The sequence below is a fragment of the Myxococcales bacterium genome (genome assembly GCA_016712525.1).
GTDB lineage: Bacteria > Myxococcota_A > Polyangia > Polyangiales > Polyangiaceae > JAAFHV01.
The window spans coordinates 2,621,031-2,644,295 of the sequence record JADJQX010000007.1; the positions used below are offsets into that span (position 1 = coordinate 2,621,031).

Consider the following 23,265-nt stretch of genomic DNA (forward strand, 5'->3'; position numbering starts at 1 on the left):
GGAGCGCCCCGACGAGCCACGCCGCGCGCCGCCGCTCGAAGGTCACGAGCCGCCGAGGGGCGAGACGAACGCGAGCGTGACACGCGCCCGCGCGGCCTGCAGAAAGTCGAGGGCTACGAGGCGGAGGCGCTCTTGCACGAGCCACCGCGCCATCTCGGGCCGCACGTCCTCGAAGCGGAACGAGCGCAGCGGGTGCAGCGACGTGCGGAACGCGCTGCGGAGCTCCTCCTCGCTCGGCCGCAAAATGGGCTGGATCGCGCGGTCGACGTAGTACGCCGCGCGCACCCTTCGCATGAGCGAGCCCCGGAGCTCTCCGTCGTCGAACGACTCTTCGTCCATGATGGCCGCGAGCCGGCTCGGCCCCCCGACGCGCAGCTCGAGCTCGGCCCGGGCCTCGTCGGCGAGGCGCGGCAGCTCCGGTGGCTCGACGCCACGCCGCACCTGGAGCTGCGCGAGCATGTCCTCGGCGACGATCCGATCGAGGGCCGCGCGCACGAAGCGCGTAGGGTAGTCCCCCTTCACCGCCTCGACGCCCTCCGCGCGGGACTCGACCCGAGCTAAGAACGCGAGCTCACGCTCGGTGACGAACCTCGGGCGGGCCGCGCCGCCCGTCTCCGGGGCGAAATACCGGACGACCACCCGATCGACCGTCCTCGGCGCGGCGCTCGCGGTCGCGGGCAGGACGAAGCCTCCCGCGAGCGCGAACGTGACCCCGAGCGCCGCCCCGAGGCGCTTCATCCCTCGCCCGACGACACCGGATCCGTCCCCGTCGGGGCCGACCTCGGGAGCTGCGTCCCGCTCTCGCGCTCGTGCGCTTGGTGCTCGTGGTGATGGGCGAACCCGCGGGCCGCCCGGCGCGCCTTCAAGAACTCGGAGAACGCGGCGAGCGTCTCGAGCTCGCGCGGGCCGAGCACCTCGATGACGTCGCGCACCTGCTGGCGGAGCGCCTCGGCGTTCCGCGCGCGTCGGCCGCTCTGCGACCGCGGCGCCTCGTCGGAGCTCGCGGGCTCGGTCTGCGCCTCGCTCTCGGGGGCCTCGGGGGCGTCGGCCCACTGGGGCCTCGGCACGGCCTTGATGGCGTGCGCCGTGAGCCACGCCTCCATGAAGGTGCGCAGGCGCTCGCTCCGGAACGTGAACCACCGCTCGCGGTCGGCCGAGAACGACATGAGCACGTCTTTGAAGCGGCGAAACGCGCCCTTCCCGTCGATCGCATGGGTCAGCTTCCCGCGGAGGTCGAGGTCGTCCACCATGGGGATGAAGCGCTCCATCCAGCGGTACTGCTCGCGCGACGACACCGGGTCGATGCGGAGGTAGTTCGTGTCGGAGCTGATGCGCACGTGCATCTGAGGGTCGGCGACGCCGTCGACGACACGCAGGACCTCGCCGGTCGCGAGGTGGAGATAGCTGTGGACCTCGGGCGCGTTGTTCTCGAACGCGTCCTCGAGGGCTTCCCAGTCGACGGGAACGTCACGCAGGTTGGCTTCGCTTCCTGCGGGATCTTCGGTGGTCATGAGTCGGTTCTCCTTCGAAGGCTAAGAGACCGCGCACGGGAGCTTGGCGCGGGACGGACACGAGGGCCACGACGGGGCTGGCGACGAGGCCTCGAAAGCGAAGAGCGAAGCGGCGGAGCCGCGCGAGAAGAAGAGGTCCCGAACCGGCAAATGGCGGGCACGGGCTCCTCGAAGGGTCTCACGCCGCGGGCGAAGAACCAAGCCCCTAGCCCACCTCCCCTTCACTCTCTGCTCTCGCTCTTTCGCGCCCTTCGGCGAGCCGGCGTGGCGCCCCCGACCACGGGGCGGCGTCCGGGCGGCGCATGGCGCACACCTTCGTCGTCTCGAGCGCTCGCCGAGGATCCCTTCGTGTCCCGGCCGGCGCCGCGTGTGTCCCGGGAGGGACGTCACGAGATGTGCGAGCGGCTCCTACGTACGGCGTCGTCCCACCCGGCGAGGCGCTCGGCGCGCTCCTCGGCGCTCATTTTCGGCTCGAAACGCTTCCCGAGCTTCAGCATCCTCCGAACGCTCGTGCGGTCGACGAGACCGGCGCCGAGGCCCGCGAGCATCGCCGCGCCGCGCCCGGTCGACTCGACCTCGGTCGGCCGCTCGACGACCACGCTGGAGACGTCGGACTGGAACTGCATGAGCAGATCGTTCTGCGACGCGCCCCCGTCGACCCTAAGCCGCGCGAGCGGGCGGCCCGCGTCTTTCACCATCGCCGAGAGGAGGTCGGCCACCGAGAACGCGATGCCCTCGAGCGTGGCCCGCGCGAGGTGCGCCTTCGTGGTGCCGCGCGTGATGCCCGAGATCGTGCCGCGCGCGCCCTGATCCCAGTGCGGCGCGCCGAGCCCCGCGAGGGCGGGCACGAAGTACACGCCGCCCGTCCCGTCGACCTGGGCGGCGAGCGGCTCGATGTCCTTGGCCGTCGCGACGAGCCCGAGCCCGTCGCGGAGCCACTGCACGGCCGCGCCGGCGATGAACGAGCTGCCCTCGAGGGCGTACGTGGTCTCGTTGCCGATGCGGAAGCCCACGGTCGTGACGAGGCCGTTCTTGCTCATCACGGGCTCGCTGCCCACGTTCACGAGCGCGAACGCGCCGGTCCCGTAGGTGCATTTCGCGTCGCCCAGCTCGAAGCACGCCTGCCCGAAGAGCGCGGCCTGCTGGTCCCCCGCGATGCCCGCGATCGGCACGCCGTCCGGAAGGAACGAGATGCCTCGCGTCGTGCCCACGATCTCGGCGCTCCCCACGATCTTCGGCAAGACCTCGGGCGGTACACGGAAGAGCTCGCACGCCCACGCGTCCCACGCGAGCGACCGGAGGTTCATGAGCAGCGTGCGCGACGCGTTGGTCGCGTCCGTCACGTGCACGAGCCCGCTCGTGAGGCGCCACACGAGGAACGAGTCGACCGTGCCGAAGGCGAGCTCCCCCTTCTCGGCGCGCGCGCGCGCACCCTCCACGTGGTCGAGGATCCACGCGACCTTCGTGCCCGAGAAATACGCGTCGAGCACGAGCCCCGAGACCTCACGGACGCGGGCTTCGTGGCCGGCGCTCCGCAGCGCGTCGCACGTGTCGGCCGTGCGGCGGCACTGCCACACGATCGCGTTCGCGATGGGCTCGTGCGTCGCGCGGTCCCACACGAGGGTGGTCTCGCGTTGGTTCGTGATGCCGATCGCCGCGATGGCGCTGCCGTCGATCTTGGCCGACGCGAACGCCCCCCGCACGGCCGCCTCGACGGACGCCCAGATCTCCTTGGGATCGTGCTCGACCCAACCCGGCTTCGGGAAGTGCTGCGGGAAGTCGACCGTCGCGCGGCCCACGGTCTGGCCTTCGGTGTCGACGACGAGCGCCGTCGTGCCAGTGGTTCCCTGATCGATCGCGAGGAGGAGCTTCGACATGAGCCGAGCTATACGGGCCCTCGAGGAAGACCGGAAGAGGGTTTCCGTGTCGGCCCGGAAGAGCGCCGGGGCCCTCTCCTAAGCGTTCGGAACCACTCGATTTCTAGCGCATCGAGCGCGGGCGCGAGAACACCGACGAGAGCACGAACGACAGGCCCGCGAGCGCCGCCACGCCGTACGCCACCTTCGCGTGGGCCGCGTCCCCCCGCCCCTCGTAGGCCATGGCCGCGAAGACCGCCGCGATCCCGATCGTCGTGTAGATGAGCTGCCGGCCGACGGCGTAGATCGCGCGCGTCCCGGCCTCGACCCCGCGCACGCGCATCTCCATCTCGCCGCGCGTCGCCCGCGTGAGGAACTTGCGGAGGTCGTCGGGCAGGGTCACGGCCCCGAGCGCCATCTCGCGCACCGTCTCGAGCGCGATCTGCGAGTAGTCGCGGTTCCCGAGCACGAACTCGTGCAAGTACGGCTTGATGATCGCCATCGGGTTGAGCTCGGGATCGATCTGCGAGCACGACCCGTACACGAGCAAGATCGTGCGCTCGAGCAGCACCCAATCCTTCGGGATGGTGAAGGCGCCCGACAGCTCCTTCAGGCCCACGTTCATCTTGCGCAGGTCGAGCAGGTTCTCGAGCCCACGCTGCGGATCGATCTTGATGTCCTTCAGGTTCAGGCTCTCGAGCTTCACCTCTTCCTGGAAGCGCCGGTGAAAGTACTCGATGATCTTCTCGCTCATGGCCTCGTCGCTCGTCCGCGACAAAAAGCCCATCTTGCGCATGGCCTTCACGAGCCGGTCCGTGTCGCGCCGAATGACGCCCTCGAGGAACTCCGGGATGCCCTCGCGCATCGCCTGAGAGAGCTCCGCCGTCGCCCCGAAATCGAGCAGGACGAGGTTGCCGTCGCCGTCGACCATCAAGTTCCCGGGGTGCGGATCGGCGTGGTAGACGCCATCCACGAAGATCATCTGGCAGTACGCGCGCACGAGCCGGTTCGCCAGGTCCTTGCGATCGATGCCCATGGCGTCGATCCGCGCCACGTCGCCCACCTTCACGCCCTCGACGAACGTGCTCGTGAGCACCCGGCGAGTCGACAGCTCGCGCACCGGCACGGGGAACCGCACGCGCGGATCTTTCTCGAAGTTCTTGGCAATGCGCTCGACGCTGTCGGCCTCGCGCACGAAGTCGAGCTCTTGGCCGAGGAGCTCTTTGATCTGGTGGTAGTACCCGTCGAGCCCCTGGATGGGCACGAACCACTGCACGATGCCCAAGATGCGGCGGATCGTGCGGAGGTCGAGCTTGACGATGCGATCGATGTCGTGGTGCTGGACCTTCACCGCGACGAGGCGGCCGTCCTTCGTGCGCGCCTTGTGCACCTGCCCGAGGCTCGCCGAGGCGATGGGCTCCTCGTCGAACTCGGCGTAGAGCTCCGACACCTTCTTGCCGAGATCCTGCTCGATCCTGCGCGCGATCTCGGCGTAGGGCCGAGGGGGCACCTGATCTTGGAGGCCCTCGAGCTCCGAGCGAAACTCCTCCGGCAAGAAATTCGCGAGGATCGAGAGGAGCTGCCCGACCTTGATGAACACGCCTTGCAGCACGAGGATCGTGCCCTCGACGCGCTTCGCGTTCCTCCGGTGCACGTCGGCGAGGTGCTGATCTTTGTAGGCCTTGCCCCAGAGCCGCCCCTTGAACGAGAGCCACAGGTAGCTCGCGATCACGCGGAAGGTCGTCGAGTACGCGCGCACGAAGCGGTAGCGCGACGCGCTCACGGGTCTGTACCCGGGCTTCGCCGAGAGCGACGTGGGGCGCGTGCTCGGGAGGGCGCGGGCCGCGGCGAGCCTCCGCACCGAGGCGGGCACGGGCGACACCTCGGCCGAAGCTCCGGCGGCGCCCTCGGCGGCGCGTGCACCGTCGACGACCGACGCGACGTCGGCCCCGCGCGATGCGTCGCGCTCCGCGCCGGTGCGTGGGGTGGGGATCTGCGCCATAGGCTCCCCTAGGGTATCGCCCTCGCCCGCGCATTCAAAGAACGCGGCCGAAAAACGTGTGTCCTCATGCGTCGTGGCTCAACGGTCGCGCGCCGGGGCGCCCATCGCGAGCTTCGCGAGCGCGTCGTGCACCTCGGGCCGCGCGCGCCGAATGGCCGTATTTTCCCGGGTGGGGCTCACGCGGTTCGTCAGCAGCGCGACCCCGACCTGCGTGTCCGGGTCGACCCAGAAGCTCGTGCCGGTGAACCCGAGGTGCCCGTACGTCGACGGGCCGAGCACCGTGCCCGCGCTCGAGCCCTCGGGGCTCTTTCCGTCGAACCCGGCGAGCAACGACCCGCTCTTCCGCGGGAAAAACAGCCACGGCGCCTCGTCCCGGAGCCGGAGGGTGTGCCGCGCGAACGTGAGCACCGCGGAGACCGTGCCGAACATGCCGGCGTGCCCCGAGCCCCCGTCGCCGCTCACGGCCCACGCGTTCTCGTCGTGCACCGCGCCGCGCACCTCGCCGCCCCGGAACGGGACCACCTCGGTCGGCACCACCCGCGCGTCGAAGTCGGTCACCTCGCGGAGGCGCCTCGCCGTCCCGAGAGATCCCTCGAGGCCGAGCGGCGCGACGACGAACCGCTCGATCGCCTCTCCCGCGTCACGCGCGCCGGTCGCCCGAGCCAGCGCCGCGCCGGCGAGCAGATATCCCACATCGCTGTACACCGGGGGGTGCTCCTCCACGGGCGAGGCCCCCGCCGGACGCGAGCACGCCGCGGTCCGGAGGGCGTCCCCGAGCTCGACCGCGCGCCCTTCGAGGAGCGGATGAAAGAGCGAGATGTGCGCCGGCACCCCCGCCCGATGCGCGAGGAAGAGCTCGAGCGGCACCTCGGCCGAAGGGGTGTCGTGGAGCTCGGGGAGGTACGAGACCAGCGGCGCCCGGCGATCGAGGCCGGCCTTCACGAACGCCACGGCCGTCATGGGCTTCGTGAGGCTCGCGAGGTCGAAGATCGCCTCGTCGTGCCCGCCCACGCGGGCAGGCCCCGTGACGCCGAAGTAGCCGACGGCCGCGTGTGGAGCTATCCCCCGCGCGACCACGTCGCGGGCCAGGGCCCCCGCCTCGGGGCAGGGCAGCGTGTTGGGCCTCGCACGTTGCATGCGGATATTCAACCACACGCGCTCGCCCGGCCGAAAATCCTGGAGAAAGGGCGCAAGCCTTTTGACCGCGCGTCGTACGTGCCGATAAGCTTCACCGCATGGCGGAGTTCGTCTGGGAAGCGCGCGGCAGAGCCGGCGATTTGCGACGTGGCACGATGGAGGCCGACGACGAGAACGTCGTCAATCAGCGCCTCCGTGCTCAACAGCTCACGCCCACGAAGGTCAAAAAGAAGAGCGCCTCGCTGAACATCCAGTTCGGCTCGGGCGTCAGCACGAAAGACCTCGTCACCTTCACGCGCCTCTTCGCGACCATGATCGACGCCGGCCTGCCCATCGTGCAGTGCCTCGACATCCTTCAAGGCCAGACCGACAATAAGCGCTTCGCGGTGGTCCTCTCGGACGTGAAGGCCTCGGTCGAGCAGGGCATGACCTTCAGCGACTCGCTGCGCCGGCACCCCAAGGTCTTCGATCAGCTCTACACGAACCTCGTCCAAGCCGGAGAGGTCGGCGGCATCCTCGACACCATCTTGAACCGCCTCGCGCAGTACAACGAGAAGGCGGTCAAGCTGCAGCGCCAGGTCACCGGCGCCCTCGTCTACCCGTCGGTCGTCTTGGTGATCTTCATCGGCCTGCTCGTCGGCCTCCTCGGCTTCGTCATCCCGCAGTTCAAGGGCATCTTCAAAGACCTCGGCTCGGACGACGAGCTCCCCTGGCTCACCCAGAAGGTCGTGTGGGCCTCCGAGGCCTTCACGCAGCACGCGCTCCTCATCTTCCTCGGCATCGGCGGGCTCATCTTCGGGTGGACGGTGGCCTACAGCCGAACGCCCTTCAAACGCGCGGCCCACCGCGTGTTCCTCCGCCTGCCCGTCATCGGCGGCGTCCTCAAGAAGATCGCCGTGGCGCGCTTCACGCGCACGCTCGGCACGCTGCTCACGTCGGGTGTCCCCATCCTCGACGCCATGGACATCGTCGCCAAGACGGCCGGCAACCTCGTCATCCAAGACGCCATCCAGTACTCGCGGCAGAAGGTGAGCGAGGGCAAGAACATCGCCGGGCCGCTCGCCGAGGCGAAGGTCTTCCCGCCCATGGTCGTCCAGATGGTCGGCGTCGGCGAACAGACCGGCGCGCTCGACCAAATGCTGACCAAAATCGCGGACTTCTACGAAGACGAGGTCGACGTGGCGGTCGCGGCCCTCACGAGCCTCATCGAGCCGGTCATGATGGTCGGCATCGGCGGCACGGTCGGCGTCGTGCTCGTCGCCATGTACCTCCCGATCTTCAGCATCGCCGGCAAGATCAAGACGACGTGACGTGAAGCTCGGCGCGCCGGTTCGTGCGGAGGACCGCGGGCTCTGGGCGCGCGTCGCTTGGACGACGGGCTTACGTCTCGCGTTCCTCCTCGTCCTCCTCTTCGTCACCTCGGCGTTCTATCTGCAGGGCGAGCTCGCGCGGTACCCCCAGAGCGAGCGGGTCATGTTCGTCACGCTCGGCTCGGGCCTCGTGCTCGCGCTCGTGTACGCGCTCGTCCTCCGCGCCGGAAAGAACGTCGCGCGCCTCGCGTACGCGCAGATCGTCCTCGATCAGCTCACGTGGACGGCCATCGTCTACGTGTCGGGCGGCGCGGGCAGCGGGGCCACCTCGTTCTACGGGCTCACGTGCCTCGTCGCGGCCGTCGTCATCGGCCTCCGGGGCTCGGCGCTCGCCGCGCTGGTCGGCATCGTCTTCTACTTCGTGCTCTGCCTCGCGCTCGGGACGAAGGCGCTCTTGCCCCCACCCGATCAACTGCGCGCCTACGCCACCTCGCTCGAGGCGGTCGCCTACCCGATGCTCACGAACGCGCTCGGCATCGGCCTCGTGGGCGCGCTCGCGGGCTACCTCGCCGAGCGCCTGAAGCGCACGGGTGGCCAGCTCGAGGCCGCCGCCGCGCGCGCCGAAGCCGCCGAGAGGCTCGCGGTGCTCGGTCGCATCGCGGCGGGCCTCGCCCACGAGATCCGGAACCCGCTCGGGTCGATCTCGGGCTCGGTCGAGATGCTCCGCGAGTCTCCCGCGCTCGGCGACGAGGACCGTCAGCTCTGCACCATCATCCACCGCGAGGCGCTCCGCCTGAACGACCTCGTCACCGACATGATGGACCTCTCGAAACCTCGCGAGCCCCGCCCCGAGCGCGTCGACCTCGCCCGCCTCGCGCAAGACGTTCGCGCCCTCGCCTCCCACTCCGAACGAAGTGCCGCCGGCGACGTGACCGTCCTCTACGACGGACCCGAGACGGGCGCGTTCGCGGAGTGTGATCCCGCCCAGATGAAGCAGGTCTTGTGGAACCTCGTGCGCAACGGGGTGCAAGTCACGCGCGCGGGCTCCAAGGTCACGGTCCGGGTCCGCCCGGGCGCAGGAGAGACCCTCGTCGAGGTCGAAGACGGGGGCCCGGGCATCGCAGCCCAGGACCGAGCGAGAATTTTCGACGCCTTCTATACGACAAGGGCGTCAGGGGCCGGCCTCGGTCTCGCCGTGGTGAAGCGCATCGTGGACGACCACGCCACCCTCGGAGCCACCATCGAGGTCACGTCCCCCGAGGGCCACGGCGCGGTCTTCTCGCTCCGCCTGAAAAACCCCGATCCACCCCTGTAAACGTCGAATATTCCTAAGTTTATTCGTTTCGTTCTCCAGGTCGTGGTGAATCGAAGCCGCGCTGCGCCGTCTATCCGAGGGCCTCCACCGAGTCGTCCGCGACCGCTCGAGGCCCCTTTCGTTTCACCTCTTGGTCCGTCTTTTGCTAGCTGCTTCGCCCGTGGTCGGCCCAACCGCCGTGCCACCTCCAAGGAGTCCGTCATGAAGCTTGGTTTGCTCCCGGTCGCTCGCCGCCTCTTCGCCGCGTCGGCCTTCGCTCTCACCATCGGCCTCGCGCTCCCCGCGGCGGCCCAGGCCAACGCGCAGGCGTTCGTCGAGCAAGAGCACGGGCGCCTCTCGAACCTCATGAAACAACCCGCGGCCGCGAGCCGAGAGGCCTCCATCTCCCAAGAGCTCGATCGCATGGTCGACTACGACGAGCTCGCCCGCCGCACCTTCGGCAAGCCCTGCCCGGCCGCGATCTCGCAGTGCCAGAACCACTGGGACGGCCTCACCGACGAGCAAAAGCGCGAGGTCACGGGCCTCCTCAAGAAGCTCGTCGAGCGCAACTACAAGAAGACCCTCACGAAGACCGTCGACTACGACATCTCGTACAAGGGCTCGAAGGCCCTCGCCAACGGCGACACCAAGATCCGCACCGAGGCCAAGAGCCGCGTGAACCCCCGTGAAGCTCCGGTCACGGTCGACTACGTCGTCATCGGCCAGCCCGGCACCTTCAAGGTGGCCGACATGGTGACCGAGGGCTCGAGCATGACGAAGAACTACTACGAGCAGTTCCACAAGATGCTCACCACCCCGGGGCAGGGCTACGCGCACGTGGTGAAGCGCCTGAACGACCGCATCGCGGGCCGTTGAACGCGCTTCGCTCCCATCGAGGCCTCGCCGAACCCCGGCGGGGCCTCGTTTCGTTTCGAAGGGCGCGCACCCCGGCTCGCCGACGTCAGTACTGGCAGAGGTACCCGCGAGGTTTGTCGTCGTGCGCCGCGCGGAGGAGGCGCGTGTCGTAGCGGCCGCCGCGCAAGTCGAGGAACGCGCGGACGGGGCTCTTCGGGGCACCGTCGCGATCGGGCTCCCGGTCGCCCCAGAGCACCAGCGTCTCGGGTTTGCCATCCTCCCAGGTGAAGGGGCCGTCTTGGGCTCGTCGCGCGAGGCCCACCCACACGCCCTGCTCGGGCGCGTACCGAGCGAGCTCCCGCGAGAGCTCCTCGCGCTCCTCGGGGCTCTCGAGCGTGACCAAGCGGCCCCCCAGCGCGACGCACCCCTCTTGCGCGCCGCTCGCCGACGTGAGCTGCGCGACGTAGAGGTACCGCTTCTCGGTGAACGGAAGGCGAACGCAGATGCCGCCCGTGCAGGGCTCGGAGCGCTGGCCCGGGGGCTCGCGCTCGCACACGACGTCGTACGCCTTCGGCGCCTTCGTGCACGAGACGCGGCGCCACGGCTCACGCAGGCCCGGCGTCGCCACGAGGCAGCCTTGACCGGCCTGACCTGCGACATCGGGGAACGTGCCCGAGGCCTCCGCCCGCGCGAAGCACCCCGGGCAGGGCCCCGTGTCGGGAGGCTCGGGAAATCCAGGCTCGTCGCGCCCCTCCGGGGTGTACACGCCGGTGAAGTCTTTCGTGAGCCCGACCCAGTACTCGCCCGCCGGAGCCGCAGCCTCGACCGACCGGATCTCGTCGTCGCCCGAGAAGGTGACCACGTGCGCCGAGGCCGCGCGGCACGCCTCGGCGGCCTCTTGGTAGCTCGCCGCCTTCGCCGCGACGAAGTAGCAGTGCCGCGTCGCGACCGAGGTCCCGCCTGCACACTCGACGACACACGCGCGGCTGCACCCGACGGCCCCGCCCTCGCCCGGATCGCACTGCTCGCCCCCCGAAGCCGCGAGCGCCACGAACCCGTCGCCGCACCGCAAACCTGTGCTTTCCGGAGGAAATTCGCGCAGTTCGGGCAAGCAGCCCGAGGCCCCGAGCCCGGCCGCCACGAGCGCCACGACGAAGCGACGGAGGTCCCTCACACGCACCACCCCTCGAGGCTACACCACCCGGGCCCTTCGGGCGACGCACGGCGGACCTCCTCGCACGCGGGTTTTGCTACGCTTCCGTCGATGCCCGACGGGCCGCCCCACGAGCCGAGCGCGCACGCGCCTCCCACCGAGCCGAAGCGAGCCGAGCTCCGCGAAGTGCTCGAGCTCGGGCGTGGGGGTATGGGCGTCGTGTCGCTCGTGCTGGACGGCGAGGGCAAGAGCTTCGCGCGGAAGCGGCTCCTCCCCGAGTACGCGAAGGACGCCGAGAAGCGCGAGCTCTTCTTGCGCGAGGGCCGCGTCGCCACGCGCCTCACCCACCCGAACGTGGTGCGCACCCTCGAAGCCGGCGAGGACGACGACGGCCCCTACCTGGTCATGGATTTCGTCGACGGCCTCCCGCTCGACAAGCTGCTCGTGCTCGCCCGCGAGAAGGGCGCGAAGCTCCCGCGCACGCTCGCCGCCAAAATCGTCGCGGCCCTCGCGCGCGGCCTCCACGAGGCCCACGAGCTCCGGGACGAGTCGGGCGCGCCCCAAAACCTCGTCCACCGCGATATTTCCCCGCACAACGTCCTCGTGTCCACCTCCGGCAGGGTCGTCCTGCTCGACTTCGGCGTGGCCAAGATCGACGCCGGTCGCGGCCTCACCAAGACGGGCGAGGTCCGCGGCAAGACGGCCTACATGTCCCCCGAGCAGGGCCTCGGAGATCCGCTCGATCGGCGCTCCGATCTCTTCTCGCTCGGCGCGATCCTCTACGAATGCGTGGAAGGTACACGCATGTGGGGCGACGGGACGGAGCTCGAGGTCTTGCGCAAGCTCGCCCTCGAGTCCCCCCCGCCGATCTCCGGGGACGACGCGCTCGCGCCCCTCTGCGCGCGGCTCGTCGCGCGGGAGCCCGGAGACCGCCCCGAGACCGCCGAAGAGGTCGCGCGCGCGCTCGAGGCGTACGTCCAAGGCGCCGGAGGCCCCACCGACGACGACCTCGCGGCGTGGGTCCTCGAGGTGGGGAGCGAGGCGATCCGTGCCCGCCGCGCCCACCTCGACGAGGCGATCGAGCCCGTCCGAAAGAGCCTCCCCTCCGCGCTCCCAGCCGAGCCCACCGCGACGACGACCACGTCGCCGAGGTCCTCTCGGTCGACCTCCCCGAGCGACGACGCATCGTTCTCGTTCGACAGCGTCGGCTCCCCCAAAAAGCCAAACAAAAACGGACCATTCGCCCTGTTCGCCGTGGTCACCGTCGGGCTCGTCGGCGCGGGCTTCGTGCTCGCGCGGGGCCCTCGCGATCCGGCCCACGACGGGGCCCCCGCGACCCTGGCCGAGGCCGCACCGTCCACGCGGGGCGCCCCCACCGAAGCGCCCTCCGCGAGGTCCACGGCCCCGGTGCCCACGGCGAGCGTGGTCCCGTCCGCGGTCGCCGCGCCCGCGCCCACACGCGTCCCCGCGCACCCGAGCGTGCCGTCGAAGCCCGCCCCCGCCCCGAGCCAAGGCCCCTCGGCGGCGGTCCCCGCGAGCGCGTCGGCCCGGCCGAAGCCGTCGGCCAGCGTCCCGCTCGACGTCGACCCGACGCCCTTCTGAGGCCCGGCCGATTTTCGGGTACGCTCGGCCTCGTTCGTGATGCATCGCTCCTCGCACCCCTCGGCCCGACGCTTCGCCGTGCTCGTCGCGGCGGCCGTCGCAGGGCTCCCGCTCACGGCCGGAGACGCGCGCGCCGACGAGCCCCCGAGCGAGCCCGCGAAGAGCCCAGGAGACGATCCCCTCGAGGCCTCGCGCGCGCAGTTCCGCCGCGGCATGGACGCGTACACGGCGGGCGACTACGCCGGGGCGATCGTGGTCTGGCAGGCGATCTACGACACGCTCGGCCCCGAGCGCGGCTACCGCTTGGCGTTCAACCTCGGGCGCGCGTTCGACGCGTTCGGGGACGCGTCGCGGGCGACCGAGTTCTACGACGTGTACCTCGGCTCGGTCCGCGCCCGGCGCGCTCGAGGAGAGGCGCTCCCCGACCTCGTCGAGCGGCAAGCCCACGACGCCGAAGCGCGGCTCGAGGAGCTGTCGCGATCGCGCGGGAGGGTGCGCGTCCCTCCGACGAAGGCCCCGGTCCTCGTGCGCGTCGACCGCGGGACCGAGCGCCCCGCAGGGTTCTCCGTGCTGCTCTCCCCCGGCCCGCACACGCTCACGTTTCGCACCGGGCCGAGCTCGGTCGAGCGCACGATCGACGTGGTCGCCGGCGAAGAGCGCGTGGTCGAGCCCCCCCCACCCGAGGAGCCCCCGAAACGACGCGACCCGCTCCCCGTCTTCGAGACCCGCACCGTGAGGCCGTTCTCGCCCGTGTGGATCTTCGTCGGTGCGGGCGCCACGGCGGTCTCCGTGCTCGTCCCCGCCATCCAGTACGGCTCGGCCCTGTCGATCGCGAGCACCCACGACGCGAGCGACGACCCCCTCGAGCGCGAGCGCCTCGCCTCGGAGTATTCTGGAGCAAAAACGGCAGCTTACACGACTCTTTCGATCCCCATCGTGCTCGGCGTGGCCACGATCGCGCTCGGCACGGCGTTCGTGGTCGGGTCACGGAGCGAGACCGTCCGTGTGGGTCGCGCCGGCGCAGGCTTCGTGTTCTGAGATCCGAGACAGGCGTTCGTACGCGCGCGTGTCACACTCGAGGCTGCGGGAGCGACTCCCGGAGAGCCATGCCCACGTCCCAAAGCTCCTCGGTCCTCGCGCGTCGTTCGGTCCTCTTCGGGGTCATCGCAGGCCTCGTTGCGCTCGCCTCCTCGGACGGCACCGCCCGCGCCGACGCGGCCACCTACGCGCTCGACGAGCTCTCTCGCGAGGTGCCGACCCGCGGGAAATTCCGCTGCCCCGACATCCCCCTCACGCTCTACGGTGGCTCGCTCGTGCCCTTCCAGGGGCAGGTCCAGGTGCACCCGGCGTTCGTCGCCAAGCTGAAAGAGCTCGAGGCCTTGGTGCGTGCCGTGGCGATCGAGGTCTACGGGCGCGCCCCCGCGAGCCTCCAGCACCTCGGGGCGTACAACTGCCGCAGGATCCCCGGGTACCCGAACCTCGTGAGCGAGCACGGGCTCGGCAACGGCATCGACGTCGCGGCCTTCACGTTCGCGCCGCTCCCGAAGGGCCAGAAGCTCCCCGACGGGCTCCCGCGCGAGCTCGCGCAGGGCTTCGGCGTCTCGGTGATGGCCCACTTCGACGCGAAGGGCGCGGCGGGCACCGTGCACAAGCGGTTCCTCCACAGGCTCGCGCTCCGGCTTCGCCCGCTCTTTCGCGTGGTGCTCGGCCCGGGCTACGTCGGCCACCAAGACCACTTCCACCTCGACATGGCGCCTTACACACTCTTCGACGTGAGCGCGTCGGCCGAGGCCGCCAAGTAGAGCGAGATCCACGGCACGCGAAGGGCGCAACGCGTCTCACTCGGCGGCGAGGGCGCGCACCTCCGCGGCGAACGCTCGCCCTCGAGAGGGATCCATGGCGAAGTCGGGCGCACGCGCACGAAACACGTCGATCGCGGGAGGCGCCTCGCACACGAGGATCTCGAGCACGAGCGCGCCGCGCACGACGAGCGCGAAGGGCGCCTCGGGGCAGGTCGCCTTCACGAACGGGCCTCGCACGAGCGACGCATAGAACGTCGCGCGCGCCCTCTCGAGCTTCTCGGGAGGGAGCATCCGCCGCACCAGGATGGGGTGCCCGTGGAGCCTGTCCGTCGTCTTCTCGTCGCGCCCGAGCACGAGCAGCTCCACGGCAGCGGGCGCGTCGAGGGTCTCGGAGATCTGCGCGTCGTACGCGAGCACGAGGGCACGGCCCTCGGCGACCTGGGCCGCGAGAGGGCCCGCGGGCGCGGCGGCGGGCTCCTTCGAGGGCGGCGGCGCGGCAGGAGGCGGCGCGGCACACCCCATGGAGCTCGCGGCGACCGCGGCGACGAAGAAGAGCCAAGGCACACGAGACATACGTGCATCGTACACGCGGGCCCGACGCGGGGTGCATAAAGCGCTCACGACGCGCTTCGAGGCACGGCTCCCATCACGAGCGAGACGAGCAGCTCGATGCGGGCCTCGTCGGCCACGGGGTCACGGTCGAGGACGAACCCGTGCAGCGCCTCGCCGTCGAACACGGCGAGCAAGGTGCCCACGAGCAGGGGAAACTGCGCTCCCATGACCTCGGCGAGGCCGGGGAAGAGCCCCGCCGAGAGCGCGACGATCGCCGCGTGGTACGAGGCCCGCCGCGGACCGACCACCTCGCGCAGCCGAGGATCGACCCGCGAGGCGACGACGAGCTCGTAGAGCGCTTGGTTCTCGTGGCCGCGACAGACCTCCCGCACGAGGCGGAGGGCGCGGCGGAGGAGCTCGTCGAGGGGGGCGCCGTCGCGGCTACGCTCACGGAACGAGGCCTCGTAGCCCGCGAGGAGGCGCGCCCCCACGTCCTCGGCGACCGCGACCATGAGGGCCTCGCGCGTCGGGAAGTGACGAAAGAGCGCCCCCTGCGACACCCCCGCGCGCTCGCACACCCGCGCCGTGGTCGCCCCCGCGTAACCCGAGAGGACGAGCTCGTCACGGGCCGCGTCGAGGAGCCTCCGGGTCATCGTCTCGCGGCGCTCGCCTTGCGTCCGGCGGGTCGCCTTCTCGGGCTCTTTCTCTTTTCGTTTCGGCAACTTACGAACCGCATCGAGTGTGCTCATGCCGCCCTCTCGGCGGCCTCGGGCTTCGGCCCTTCGCCCACGTCGACCGAGCGACCCGCTTCGACGGTGCGCGCTGCCGTGCGAGCCGGGAGGAACCTGCCGAAGCCCGTGCGCCGCCCGAGGTCGGGGTGGAACCGCGCGCCCTCCGCCTCGTCGTGCTCGAAGGCCACGCGCCCCGCGACGAGCACGCACTCGACCGCGCCGTCGCTGCGGTTCACCATGCGACGGAGGTCGCCGAAGCCCTCCATGGTGGCCTCGTGGTAGACGTCGAGGCGCTCGTCGAGCGCGGCCGGATCGATCACCACGACGTCGGCGCGCGAGCCCTCGCGGAGGTGGCCCGCGTCGATGCCGAGGAAGTCCGCGATCTCTCCGGTCAGGCGGTGAACGGCGCGTTCGATGGACATCACGGTCCGGCCCTCGAGCGACGCGCGCCGCACGAGCCGGAGCAGGTGGAGCGGGAACGCGTAGAAGGCCATGTTGCGGATGTGCGCGCCCGCGTCGCTGAAGCCGACGAGCGCCGCAGGCTCCGACACCATGCGCTCGACCTCGCGCGCCCTGTGGTTCGCGATGGTGGTGTTCCACCGGAGCTTTTTCCCGTGCTCGACGACGAGATCCAAGAAGGCGTCGACCGGGTGGAGCTTCCTCAGCTCGGCGACCTCGCCGAACGTCTTGCCGACCACGGTCTCGTCGGGGCAGGCCACGATGCGCGCGTCGTGAAAGTCCCTGTGCCAGACCCGGGGAGAGAACTTCTTTTCGTAGTCTTTTCGGAAGGTTCGGCGGTACTCACGGTCCCTCATGAGGGTGTTCCGCGAGGCCTCGTCGGCGAGGTGGAGCGCGGCCTCTCCGGCGCCGAACTCCTCGAAGACCACGAGGTCGATCCCGTCGGCGTAGACCTCGAACGGCATGGGCAGCGTCTGCCAGCGCAGGTCGGCGCCGAAGAAGCGGTTCAAGAGCTCGGCGGCCTTCGCGATGACCCGGTGGAGCCCGGGGCTCGACTTCGCGTCGGCCAACGTGATGAGCGTCGTCTTGAGCGGCTTGCGGAAGAAGAGGCCCGCGCTCTCGAGCATGAAGAGCAGCGAGTTCACCTTGGTGACGAGGCTCGGCGCCGACTGGAGCACGGCCCCACGCTCGCGGAGCACACGGTGGAGCCTGCGGTACTCGCCCCACGTCGCGTAGGTCGAGGGCAGCTTCGCCGAGCGGTAGCGATCGCCGTCGAGCTTGTCCCACGGGTTCGTCATGGTCGAGAGCCCGACGAACCCGCAGTCGATGGCCTCGCGGAGCCACGTCTCCATCTCACGGAGCTCACCCTCCGAGGGGCGCACGGTCTCGTCGACGGCGCGCCCGAGCCCGAGCACACGCGCGCGGAGATCGGAGTGACCGAGGAACGTCGCGAGGTTCGGCCCGAGCGGGTGCGAGCCGAGGAAGCTCACGAGCTCCTTCGGCGTCGACCAGGTCTTCGTCTCGCGGAGGAGCGGCAGCACGTGCTCGCGCGGCACCGACTCGACGCGCGTGAAGAGATCGGAGCAGTCCTCCGGCTCGGAGAGCACGGCGCCGATCGAGCACGACCCGATCGTGACCGTGGTCACGCCGTGCCGCACCGACTCGGAGAGGCTCGGCGCGCGCAGCACCTCGGCGTCGTAGTGGGTGTGCACGTCGACGAACCCCGGCATGACCCACTTGCCCTTCGCGTCGACGACGCGCGTCGTGGGACCGACCTCGAGCGCCTCGGTCGTGAGCTTCACGACCTTCCCGTCACGAATGCCCACGTTGAGGATGCGCGGCGGGACCTTGCCGGTGCCGTCGAACGTGAGCCCGTCCCGAATCACGATGTCGCAGAGCATGCCAAGGCTTTGACATAGAGAGCGAGCACTCGCAATCTTTTATTTCGTCCGGCGCCGTCCCCGCACCATGGGCCAAAAAGCCTAACGAATTCCGTACTTTCGCAGATAGGCGCGCACGTGGTGGCGTTCCATGCCGGCCCGCCGGGCCATCTCGCTGACGTTGCCTTTGGTGCTCTCGGAGAGCGACTGGAAGTACCCGCGCTCGAACGCGGCCACGGCGGCGCGCTTCGACTCGGTGAAGCCCACGTCGTCGCCACCCTCGGCCCCCGAAGGTCCGACGAACGCCCGCGCCGCATCGCCTCCGCCCGGTCGCGCGAGGGTGAGCACGTCGTCGATCGCCTCGGGGCTGTCGGCCAGCGTCGCCGCGACCTCGGCCACGTTGACGAGCTCGCGCACGTTGCCGGGCCAGTCGTGGTGGGCGAGGTTCTTCTCGATCCACGCGACCACGGCGTCGGCCCGCTCGGGGAGGCCCTGGCGCGCGCACACGGCAGCCACGATCTCGGGGATGTCGGCCGTGCGCTCGCGGAGAGAGGGCATCTCCACGCGCACCTGCGCGATGCGGAAGAAGAGGTCGGAGCGGAAGCGCCCCGCGTTCATCTCGGCCCCGAGATCACGGCGCGTGGCCGCGAGCAAGCGCACGTCGATCGGCTCGAAGCTCGACGCGCCCACCCGCTTCACCTGCCGCTCGGCGAGCGCCCGGAGGAGCTTCGGCTGCAGCTCGATCGGCAGCTCCCCGAGCTCGTCGAGGAAGAGGGTCCCCGAGCTCGCCTCGGCGAGCGCCCCCTTGCGACGCTCGTTCGCGCCCGTGAACGCGCCCTTCTCGTGGCCGAAGAGCAAGCTCTCCGCGAGCGTGGGTGGGATCGAGCCGCAGTCGACCACCACGAAAGGCCCATTTTTCCGGGGTGAGGCGTCGTGGACCGACTTGGCGACCACCTCTTTGCCCGTGCCGGTCTCGCCGAGGATGAGCACGCTGAGCGGCGTGGGCGCGACCTTCTCGAGCACGCCGTAGAGCCTGCGCATCTTGGCCGACGAGCCCACGAGGCCGCCGAAGCTCGCCGAGAAGCCGATGTCGACCCGCTTCTTTCCTGTGGGCTCCACGACGAACGTGGTCTGGCCGACGGTGATCTCCGTCCGCTCGCCGAGCAGCACCTCGCGCACGCGCACCTTCCCGACGAAGGTGCCGTTGGTCGAGCCGAGGTCCTTCAGCACGATGCCCTCGGTCGAGGCGCGGAGCTCGCAGTGGAGCGCGCTCACCTCGGGATCGTCGAAGCGGACGTGAGCCCCTTCGTCGCGACCGACCACCACCGGGTCCACGTCGACGAGCACCCGCTCACCGCCCTGGCGAACCACGACGCCCCCGCGCACGAACCAGTTGAGGACACGCGTCCGAGTCTCCACCATCCCTCCTTCGTACCAGCCCCACGGCACGACCGTCACGGCCGGAAGCGCGCCGCGGACGAATCGGCCACCCTTCCCCGGACGCCGTTTCGTCCTCCGGACACCCCGACGTCCACCGCGATTTTCCTACCCCCGAGGCGCATGCAGCCTCGGAAGGAGGTGCTACGAATGGCGTATGGCCCGCGCGCGACCGACGCCGTTCGCACAGCTCTTCGCGGAGCGCGCTCGCGCGCTCGGATGGTTGGGGGTCACGGTTCTCGCGACCGTCGCCGCCTGCGCCCCCAAAGCCGACGACGACACGACCACCGTCGTCGCACGCGACGGCACCGACCTCGTGAGCCACGAGGGCGACACCGAGGCCCTCGCGGCGGCCCTCGTCGGCTCGGCCGGCGGCCAGCTCTCCCTCGCCACCGCGCTCGAGAGCGGAGTGACCCCGAGCGACCTCGGTGACGGGGCAAAAATACTATTCTTTCCGGTCGGTTGCGTAAAACCCAGCCACGACGCGGCGGCGCGCAAGGTCACCTACGTCTTCTCCGGCTGCACGGGCCCGTTCGGGCTCCGCAGGCTCACGGGAACGGTGGTGATCGGCTACACACGTCCGGCAACCGGGCAGGGCATTTCCCTCACGCTGACCGCGCGCGATCTCGAGGTCGGCCGCGCCACGTTGAGCCTCACGGCGCGCGCCACGGTCTCGGTCGAGGGCACGACCCGCACCTCCACGTGGGAGGCGGAGCTCGAGGGCAAGAGCGCGCGCGACCGCGCCTTCTCACGCTCGGTCCAGCGCACCATCACGTCGACCGCCGGCGAGGCGTGCATCACCACCACGGGCCGCTCCACCGGAAAGGTCGAAGGCGAGGCCCTCACGGTCACCCTCGACAAGCTCACCCGTTGCCGCGGCGCCTGCCCCGAGGCCGGAGGCCGGATCACCGTCGAAGGGGCGAGCGGCACGGTGGACATCGCGTTCGACGGGACGAGCGAGGCCAAGGTCACGCGCGATGGGGTCACGAAGTCGGTCACCCTCGCCTGCGCACGTTAGCAGCCCGTTGATTTTCTCCCACCCCCCGTCGGGGACTTCCAAGGGTCGTCGGCCGCTCCCCCTTCGGGGACTTCCAAGGGTCGTCGCCGCCGCATCCCGACCGCCTTCGTTGCGATCCTGCGGTGCGTCCCCCGTCGGGGACTTCCAAGGGTCGTCCTCACCTACAAAAGTAGGCTCCGGGCGCTCCTCGGATCGCGCCTCGGCGGGTCGGGCGGACGTCGAACGGCCTCGGTCCCCCGTCGGGGACTTCCAAGGGTCGTCCGAAGATCAACGGGCTGCTGACCGCTCGGCGGGTCAGAGCACCTTGGAACCGGGCGGCGGGGGCGGCACGGTCTTGGGCCCCTCGTCCGCGGCGGGCACGTAGGCGAGGCCACACACCATCCCGTCGGGCTCTTCTTGGATCCACACGACCCGAGCCGAGCGCTCGCGAGGCTCGTCGCCCAGGGTGACGTCGTACACGTCCCCGAGCGCGACAGGATCCTCCGTGATGAGGCGAACCCCGCCGCGGCTCACGTTGAGGGCCCACCCCTCGACCACGGCGCCGCCCTTGCGCAGAACCACCCGCTCGGACACCTCGCGCCGCGCCCCCTCTCGTCGCATCGCGTGGACGCCCGTGATGGGCACACCGGCCGGAGGTGTCAGGTGGCTACGTTTGGTCAAAGCTTCGCGAGGATAGCAAGGCCCAGCAGAGAGCACCAAGAATCACCTTTTCGGCCGCGCGCCGAGGAAGAAGCCTTGACGCAAAGCGCACATCCGCCTTTGATGTCGCATGTTCTCGTGAAACGTGCAGGGCCGATGCGGTCGGCCGCACGGCGTAGCTCGGCAGGCGTTTCGTGACCCCCCAACAGCTCAAGAAAGCTCTCATCCAAGCCGGTCTCGAGGTCTACCGCACCCTCGGCGACGAGATCGTGCTCGCCGACCGCCCGCGGGAGAACCTCATCCTGGACTCGGGGGTCCGCGTCCGAACGCCGCTGAACGGCACGTTCCGGCTACGCCTCGCGCTGCGGGCCGAGCAGTCCGCGTTCCACGGCGAAGGGCCCGACACCCTCTTCGATCGCGCGCGCTCGCTCGCCGGTCCCGCCGCCGCCCACGGCTTCTCGGAGCTCGGCACCCAGGTCATCCCCATGAAGGACCCGGTCGACCCCGAGAAGACCCTCGATACGCTGTACGAGGTCGTCTACACGCTCGACGTGAAGACCCTCGAAGAGGCCTGCGACGAGGCCCGCTTCGCCCTCGGGCTCGAGAAGAGCGCCGGCCACGGCCGCTGAAGGCAGATCCGAGCGTGCCCGCGGCCTGCCCCACGGCCTCGGGTAGGACGCAGAGCCCATCCGCGTCCCCTGGTCCGTGAACGGCCGGGGTGGCCGCTTCCATCCCCGAAGAAAGCTCCGCGCTCGAATTCGGCGTGGGGCCGTGGTATGGCCGGCGTCCCCATGTTGGACCTCTTCCGAAAGCGCGGGCTCACGTCGGTCGTCTACGGCGCCATCATCGTCGCCACGATCCTCGTCTTCATCATCGGCTTCCGCCCGAACGCCGGACAGAAGCTCGGCTCGATCAAAGAAGAGTGCGTCGCCGACGTCCACGGGAGCTGCATCGACCCGCGCACCCAACGCGCGGCCTACCGCTTGCTCATTCCGCGCGGCCAAGGCGGCGAGCTGCTCACGGCCCGCGCCGAGGGCATGGGGCTCGGGAAGATCTCGGTCGACGGCCTCATCGAGCGCGAGCTCCTCGCCCAAGAGGCCACCCGCCTCGGCATCACCGTCAGCGACGACGAGGTGACCGACTCGATCTTCGCCGGGTTCATCCTCGTCAGCGTCCCGTCGGACAACCCCCAGCTCGCGTACACGCTCGGCGTCCGCGACGGGCGCATCAACCCGATGCTCTACGGCGCTTTCCGCGACCCGAAGACGAAGACGTTCGACTCGAAGGTGTACGAGCGCACCGTGCGCGGCATGACCGGGCGCTCCCCCGCCGAGTTCCGCGAGTGGCAACACCGCGAGCTCCTCGCGGCCCGCATGAGGGACGTCGTGCGCGCCCCGGTGCGCATTTCCGAGTCCGAGGTGTGGGACCGCTACGTCGACGAGAAGTCGACCGCCGCGCTCAACTACATCCCGGTGCGTGCATCCTACATGGAGAAGTACGCCGTCACGGCCACGGACGCCCAGGTGGAAGAGTGGGCGAAGGACGCGACGAACGCGGCCACGGTCGAAGGCAACACGATCCGGCACGTGCTCGTCAAAATCGACAAGTCCGCGAAAGACGAGGACAAAGCGGCCGCCAAAGCCAAGCTCGAGGCCGCCATCGACCGCATCAAGAAGGGCGCACCCTTCGCCGACGTGGCCAAAGAGGTCTCGAACGACACGGGCTCGGCCATGCGCGGCGGCGACGTCGGCACCAAGACCGACGGGTTCGTCGAGCCCTTCAAGAAGGCCGCCGACGCCTTGAAGCCAGGGGAGATGAGCGGCGCCGTCGAGACGCAGTTCGGCTTCCACGTCATCCGCAAGGACGACGACGGCAAAGAGAAGCGCAAGAAGGCCTACCTGAAGGCCAAGTCGCTCGAGGCCGCCAAAGACCTCGCCTCCAAGATCCTCGCCGAGATCAAGGCCGGCAAGAGCCCCGACGACGTGACCAAGGCCGCCATCGCCCCGCTCGTGAAGGCGCCGCCCCCGGCCCCCGCGCCCGCTCCCCAGGCCTCGAAAGACGCCGGCGCGGACGCCGCATCGGGCGATGCCGGTGCGCCTCCCCCGAAGGTCTACGTGGCCGACACCGACCAGGAGCGCCCGCAGCCCCTCACGGGCAGCGCCGTGAACCGCCAGGCTCCCCCGATCCCCGGCATCCCCGAGGACGCCGACACCAAGGTCCGCCTCTTCGCCTTCGAGTCGAAGCCCGGCGCCATCATGGACGAGCCGCTCCGCGTCGACGACGGCTTCATGATCGTGCTCATCCGCGAGCAGAAGCCCGCCACCCAGGCCGACTTCGAGAAGGACCGCGACGGCTACGCGTCGATGCTCCTCGCCGCCAAACAGGCCGAGGCCCTCGCGCTCTACGTGCAGCGCCTCCGCGAGGCCTCGAAGGCCAACATCAAGACGAACCTCGACCTCGCCACGGGCCAGAAGCGCAAGGGCGACGCCGGCGCGCCCAGTCCGATGGACGACGACGACGGCATGTGA

20 protein-coding genes are annotated in these 23,265 nt (G+C 70.3%); 9 read left to right on the forward strand and 11 right to left on the reverse strand.

Going from position 1 to position 23,265, the window contains the following annotated elements; genetic code table 11:
- Positions 1–42: 42 nt before the first annotated feature.
- The 5 genes from IPK71_28130 to IPK71_28150 form a co-directional block, all read right to left on the reverse strand.
- Entirely contained in the window at positions 43–738 is a 696-nt protein-coding gene (locus tag IPK71_28130; GenBank protein MBK8217613.1) for a hypothetical protein, read from the reverse strand.
- The gene (locus IPK71_28135) at positions 735–1,511 is read right to left on the reverse strand and encodes a hypothetical protein (protein ID MBK8217614.1); all 777 of its coding nucleotides are present in this window, start codon (positions 1,509–1,511) and stop codon (positions 735–737) included. Before IPK71_28135 ends, IPK71_28130 begins: the two co-directional genes overlap by 4 nt.
- Positions 1,512–1,897: 386 nt before the next feature.
- Positions 1,898–3,388, reverse strand: coding sequence for a glycerol kinase GlpK (gene glpK / locus IPK71_28140; GenBank protein ID MBK8217615.1), 1,491 nt, complete (start codon positions 3,386–3,388; stop codon positions 1,898–1,900).
- Positions 3,389–3,491: 103 nt separating this feature from the next.
- Positions 3,492–5,369, reverse strand: coding sequence for an AarF/ABC1/UbiB kinase family protein (locus tag IPK71_28145; GenBank protein ID MBK8217616.1), 1,878 nt, complete (start codon positions 5,367–5,369; stop codon positions 3,492–3,494).
- A gap of 78 nt (positions 5,370–5,447) precedes the next feature.
- Positions 5,448–6,506, reverse strand: coding sequence for a beta-lactamase family protein (locus IPK71_28150; protein MBK8217617.1), 1,059 nt, complete (start codon positions 6,504–6,506; stop codon positions 5,448–5,450).
- Positions 6,507–6,604: 98 nt separating this feature from the next.
- On the opposite strand from IPK71_28150, the gene IPK71_28155 reads away from it, so the two are divergent.
- From IPK71_28155 to IPK71_28165, 3 genes are all read left to right on the forward strand, one after another.
- Positions 6,605–7,816: a type II secretion system F family protein gene (locus IPK71_28155; protein ID MBK8217618.1), complete on the forward strand. Its 1,212-nt coding sequence runs from the start codon at positions 6,605–6,607 to the stop codon at positions 7,814–7,816.
- A gap of 1 nt (position 7,817) precedes the next feature.
- Positions 7,818–9,131 carry a two-component sensor histidine kinase gene (locus tag IPK71_28160; protein ID MBK8217619.1) on the forward strand — a complete coding sequence of 438 codons (1,314 nt, stop codon included), beginning with the start codon at positions 7,818–7,820 and terminating at the stop codon, positions 9,129–9,131.
- A 201-nt stretch (positions 9,132–9,332) separates the two neighbouring features.
- Positions 9,333–9,986 carry an ABC transporter substrate-binding protein gene (locus tag IPK71_28165; GenBank protein MBK8217620.1) on the forward strand — a complete coding sequence of 218 codons (654 nt, stop codon included), beginning with the start codon at positions 9,333–9,335 and terminating at the stop codon, positions 9,984–9,986.
- Positions 9,987–10,071: 85 nt separating this feature from the next.
- Here the strand turns inward: IPK71_28165 and IPK71_28170 are convergent, their stop codons facing one another.
- Positions 10,072–11,139 carry a hypothetical protein gene (locus IPK71_28170; protein MBK8217621.1) on the reverse strand — a complete coding sequence of 356 codons (1,068 nt, stop codon included), beginning with the start codon at positions 11,137–11,139 and terminating at the stop codon, positions 10,072–10,074.
- Positions 11,140–11,229: 90 nt separating this feature from the next.
- On the opposite strand from IPK71_28170, the gene IPK71_28175 reads away from it, so the two are divergent.
- The 3 genes from IPK71_28175 (at position 11,230) to IPK71_28185 (ending at position 14,522) form a co-directional block, all read left to right on the forward strand.
- Positions 11,230–12,720 (forward strand): protein kinase, encoded by a 1,491-nt coding sequence (locus IPK71_28175; GenBank protein MBK8217622.1) that lies wholly within the window; start codon positions 11,230–11,232, stop codon positions 12,718–12,720.
- A 36-nt stretch (positions 12,721–12,756) separates the two neighbouring features.
- On the forward strand, positions 12,757–13,758 hold the full coding sequence (locus tag IPK71_28180; GenBank protein MBK8217623.1) for a hypothetical protein: 1,002 nt from the start codon (positions 12,757–12,759) through the stop codon (positions 13,756–13,758).
- A 68-nt stretch (positions 13,759–13,826) separates the two neighbouring features.
- Entirely contained in the window at positions 13,827–14,522 is a 696-nt protein-coding gene (locus IPK71_28185; protein MBK8217624.1) for an extensin family protein, read from the forward strand.
- A 36-nt stretch (positions 14,523–14,558) separates the two neighbouring features.
- On the opposite strand, the gene IPK71_28190 is transcribed toward IPK71_28185, so the two are convergent.
- The 4 genes from IPK71_28190 to IPK71_28205 all read right to left on the reverse strand — a co-directional run bounded on the left by IPK71_28190 (position 14,559) and on the right by IPK71_28205 (position 19,065).
- Positions 14,559–15,095 (reverse strand): hypothetical protein, encoded by a 537-nt coding sequence (locus IPK71_28190; GenBank protein MBK8217625.1) that lies wholly within the window; start codon positions 15,093–15,095, stop codon positions 14,559–14,561.
- A gap of 44 nt (positions 15,096–15,139) precedes the next feature.
- Entirely contained in the window at positions 15,140–15,823 is a 684-nt protein-coding gene (locus IPK71_28195) for a TetR/AcrR family transcriptional regulator (protein ID MBK8217626.1), read from the reverse strand.
- Positions 15,820–17,664, reverse strand: coding sequence for an amidohydrolase family protein (locus IPK71_28200; protein ID MBK8217627.1), 1,845 nt, complete (start codon positions 17,662–17,664; stop codon positions 15,820–15,822). Before IPK71_28200 ends, IPK71_28195 begins: the two co-directional genes overlap by 4 nt.
- Positions 17,665–17,745: 81 nt before the next feature.
- Entirely contained in the window at positions 17,746–19,065 is a 1,320-nt protein-coding gene (locus IPK71_28205) for a sigma 54-interacting transcriptional regulator (protein ID MBK8217628.1), read from the reverse strand.
- Positions 19,066–19,237: 172 nt separating this feature from the next.
- Between IPK71_28205 and IPK71_28210 the strand changes: the two genes are divergently transcribed.
- Positions 19,238–20,098 (forward strand): hypothetical protein, encoded by an 861-nt coding sequence (locus tag IPK71_28210; GenBank protein MBK8217629.1) that lies wholly within the window; start codon positions 19,238–19,240, stop codon positions 20,096–20,098.
- A gap of 294 nt (positions 20,099–20,392) precedes the next feature.
- Here the strand turns inward: IPK71_28210 and IPK71_28215 are convergent, their stop codons facing one another.
- On the reverse strand, positions 20,393–20,758 hold the full coding sequence (locus tag IPK71_28215; protein MBK8217630.1) for a PilZ domain-containing protein: 366 nt from the start codon (positions 20,756–20,758) through the stop codon (positions 20,393–20,395).
- A 173-nt stretch (positions 20,759–20,931) separates the two neighbouring features.
- On the opposite strand from IPK71_28215, the gene IPK71_28220 reads away from it, so the two are divergent.
- Both IPK71_28220 and IPK71_28225 read left to right on the forward strand, forming a co-directional pair.
- Complete coding sequence (locus tag IPK71_28220) at positions 20,932–21,366, forward strand: hypothetical protein (GenBank protein ID MBK8217631.1); 435 nt, start codon at positions 20,932–20,934, stop codon at positions 21,364–21,366.
- 162 nt (positions 21,367–21,528) lie between these two features.
- Positions 21,529–23,265: a peptidylprolyl isomerase gene (locus IPK71_28225; protein ID MBK8217632.1), complete on the forward strand. Its 1,737-nt coding sequence runs from the start codon at positions 21,529–21,531 to the stop codon at positions 23,263–23,265.